Source organism: Mycobacterium sp., assembly GCF_032161845.1.
GTDB lineage: Bacteria > Actinomycetota > Actinomycetes > Mycobacteriales > Mycobacteriaceae > Mycobacterium.
The window spans coordinates 1-2,922 of record NZ_JAVRQA010000167.1 but is presented as its reverse complement, the minus strand read 5'-3'; the positions used below and the strand labels follow the sequence as shown (position 1 = coordinate 2,922).

Below are 2,922 nucleotides of genomic sequence, written 5' to 3'. Positions count from 1 at the left end.
CGCAAGTGTTTCGGGAGAACGAGAGTTTGACACCTTCACTTCGTGTCCGAGTTCGCGGAACCGACGCACCAGCGTGCCGCCAATTTGACCTGCCCCGATGATTCCGATTTTCACGCATTGCCTCCATGTAGTCGTTCAACGGGCAACAGCGGACGCGCTGGCCCTATTCCAGCTGGCGTTCCGACTCGACCCCTCTGGACACCACACCCGCACGCGTCGGGCTTGAGCGGTGTCCGTCATCGCGCCGAGGCGCGACAGGAAGAGCTTCAGAACCGGTGACGAATTCGTTCTCTGGTAGCCAACGGCGACGTCGATCGTGGGTGCTTGGCCCTTCAGTGGGCGGCTTACGACGGACCGCGGTAGCAATTCGTTGGCATAGGCGGGCATCAGTGCCACTCCTCGCGTCGACGCGACGAGCGACATGGCCATCGCCATGTTGTCGACCCGGTGGTCACAGCCGGGCCCGATCGACACCGACCGCGCTGAAGCGCTACGGCCATGTCGATGACATCGCCCCCCTGGTGTCCTTCATCGCTGGAGACGAGGCCAGCTACATCACCGGCGCCAGCCTCACCGTCGACGGCGACACCAACGCATAGTGGACGACCCGCACCGCTGAGCCTCCTAGCCCAACGCCGATGCCTGGTACTGAGCCACCTGCCACTGGTCGTCCACCCTGACGAGCACCACGCCAATGGCCAACGCTGCCGAGGGCCGGTTCGGGTAGGCGAACGTCGCCGCGAGATAGCCCACAACCCATCGTCTGTCGGAGCACGGCTTTCGAGGACGTGGTAGGTAACCGTCATGCCGGTTGGCTGCGAGTCGTAGTAGTCGGCGACGGCGTCGCGGCCGACCCCGTAGGGACGCAATCCCTGGAAGACGGCGTCCTCGCTGAACACGGCGGCCACCCGGGTCGGGTCGTGGGCGTCGATACCGGCCTTCCACTCGTCCATGGTGCGGTGAATGATCTGCACGCCGTCCATGTCAGTGGCCCGCGCTCTGGCCGCCGTCGACGTGCAGGACCTCGCCGGTGACAAACGGTGCGGTCTCCAGGTAGAGCACCGCATCCACGACGTCGGCTACCTCACCGACGTGGCCGACCGGGTGCAGTGCGGCAAGGGCATCGTATTCGGAAGGGTCGTGCATCGGCGTCCTGATGATGCCGAGAGACACTGCATTGGAACGGATTCCGCGTTTGGCGTACTCGATCGCCAACGCTCGCGTTGCGGCGTTGAGGCCGCCCTTGGTCAACGAGGCCAGCGCCGAAGGCACGGCCGAGTTGGCGTGCTCGACCAGCGTCGTCGAGATCGTCACCAGGTGTCCACCGGTGCCTTGCTCGAGCATCTGGGCCGCCGCCGCGCGGGAGACCTCGAAGAAGCCGCGAAGGTTCACGCCCGTGATGGCGGCATAGTCGTCGTCGGTGTAGTCGGCGAACGGTTTGGCGATGAAGATGCCTGCGTTGTTCACCACCGTGTCGAGGCGCCCGAAACGATCGACCGCCGCGTCGACGATGCGCTTGCCGACACCGGGCTGCCCGACGTCACCCGATACCGCCAGCACCATCGGGTCGTCACCGTCACCGATCGTGCGGGAGTTGGCCACGACGGCCCAGCCGAGCTTGCGGTATCCGGCCACCAGGCCGGCACCGATTCCCTGCGAAGCGCCGGTAATCAGTGCGACGCGCGGGTTCGTAGTCATGTTCGCATGTCCCTTCTCGTGGTGTGCCCGTTGAAACGCGTCGTCGGGCACTCCACAATCCTCGCTCGCGGGACCGGTTTGCTCGCTCCTGGTAGGCGCAGGCTCCCACTGCACTACGCTGCCGCGTGTGGAGCTGCGACAGCTGCGCTACTTCGTCACGGTGGCCGATGAGTTGAACTTCGGGCGGGCCGCCGAACGGCTGCGCATCGCGGGACCGTCGCTCTCGCAACAGATCAAGGCACTCGAACGCGACCTCAAGGTGCAACTGTTCGACCGCGACCGGCGTTCGGTGGCGCTGACCGCCGCCGGTTCGGCGCTTCTCCCGCGGGCCCGCGCCCTCATCGGCCAGGCCGACGAACTGCGTCGTGAGGCCCTCGGCCTCTCGTCGTCCGAGCCGATACGCATCGGCTACGTGCAGTGGTGCCCGACCGACTGGGCGGAGCGGGCAGCCGGCGTGGCACGGGTACGGCTGGACACCTGGGTGATGCCCTCGCACGCGCAGGCGGCTCGCGTCGCGGACCGCAGTCTGGACCTCGCGATCTGCTGGGTCGAGCGGACCGACCTTCGGTCAATGTCGTTGGACGCCAGGCTGATTGGTGCCGACCGGCTCTACGCGTTGAGCGTCGGACAGGACACGTCACCCGTGGACGCACGCAACCTGACGGTGTTGTTGGACTCCGACGAGTCGAGCTGGGCCTCGTGGAACCGGTTCGCCGAAGAGTTCGCCCGCGAATCCGGAGCCCGCGTGGTCCGCGTCGAGGACGGCGGAGTGACCGGTGCGAGCTTCTACGACCACGTCCGGGAGATGCGGGTCCCGGTGCTGAACAACCCCAAGGGCCAGGACGACCCAACGCCTGCGGGCCTGACGCGCCGGGCCGTCCAGCACCCTATCCCGATGTGGACGTGGTCGCTGGTGTGGCGACGTGGTGAGTCGAACCCGTTGGTGCACGCCGTCATCGATGCATTCACGGTCGGCATCGACGTGTCGAGCCTCACCGAAGCTGGGACGTGGCTACCCGCGGACGACCCGCACCGATGAGCTACCCGGTGTGTCCGGCGGATACTTGCCAGGTCAGTTCGACTGAGAGAGGTTTGATGGCCACCATTCCCGAAGGTTACGAGTCATTGTTGGAGCGGCCGCTCTTCGGCCACCTCGCCACCGTGCGCCCGACCGGCTTCAGCAAGCAGTAGATGCTCGTCGCATTCAGCGTCAGCCCGTCCGGC

The 2,922-nt window shown here is 66.3% G+C and carries 6 protein-coding genes and 1 pseudogene; 2 read left to right on the top strand and 5 right to left on the bottom strand.

Annotated elements, in window-relative coordinates:
* On the bottom strand, positions 1–114 hold a 114-nt coding region (locus tag QOD90_RS09605), incomplete at its 3' end, for an NAD(P)-binding domain-containing protein (protein WP_526349003.1).
* Between the two features lie 21 nt (positions 115–135).
* The gene (locus QOD90_RS09600) at positions 136–423 is read right to left on the bottom strand and encodes a hypothetical protein (protein ID WP_526349001.1); all 288 of its coding nucleotides are present in this window, start codon (positions 421–423) and stop codon (positions 136–138) included.
* Between QOD90_RS09600 and QOD90_RS09595 the strand changes: the two genes are divergently transcribed.
* On the top strand, positions 390–599 hold the full coding sequence (locus QOD90_RS09595) for an SDR family oxidoreductase (protein WP_526349007.1): 210 nt from the start codon (positions 390–392) through the stop codon (positions 597–599). The two genes, QOD90_RS09600 and QOD90_RS09595, sit on opposite strands and share 34 nt — an antisense overlap.
* A 25-nt stretch (positions 600–624) precedes the next feature.
* On the opposite strand, the gene QOD90_RS09590 is transcribed toward QOD90_RS09595, so the two are convergent.
* From QOD90_RS09590 to QOD90_RS09580, 3 genes and pseudogenes are all read right to left on the bottom strand, one after another.
* A complete protein-coding gene (locus QOD90_RS09590; RefSeq protein WP_526349005.1) occupies positions 625–753 on the bottom strand; it encodes a hypothetical protein in 129 nt (42 codons plus the stop codon).
* A gap of 2 nt (positions 754–755) precedes the next feature.
* Positions 756–953 (bottom strand): annotated as a pseudogene (locus QOD90_RS09585) (nuclear transport factor 2 family protein); the annotation flags it as partial.
* Positions 954–984: 31 nt separating this feature from the next.
* Positions 985–1,698 (bottom strand): SDR family NAD(P)-dependent oxidoreductase, encoded by a 714-nt coding sequence (locus QOD90_RS09580; protein ID WP_526348999.1) that lies wholly within the window; start codon positions 1,696–1,698, stop codon positions 985–987.
* 127 nt (positions 1,699–1,825) lie between these two features.
* Here QOD90_RS09580 and QOD90_RS09575 point away from each other — a divergent pair, with 127 nt between their 5' ends.
* Entirely contained in the window at positions 1,826–2,737 is a 912-nt protein-coding gene (locus QOD90_RS09575) for a LysR family transcriptional regulator (RefSeq protein WP_526348997.1), read from the top strand.
* Positions 2,738–2,922 lie beyond the last annotated feature (185 nt).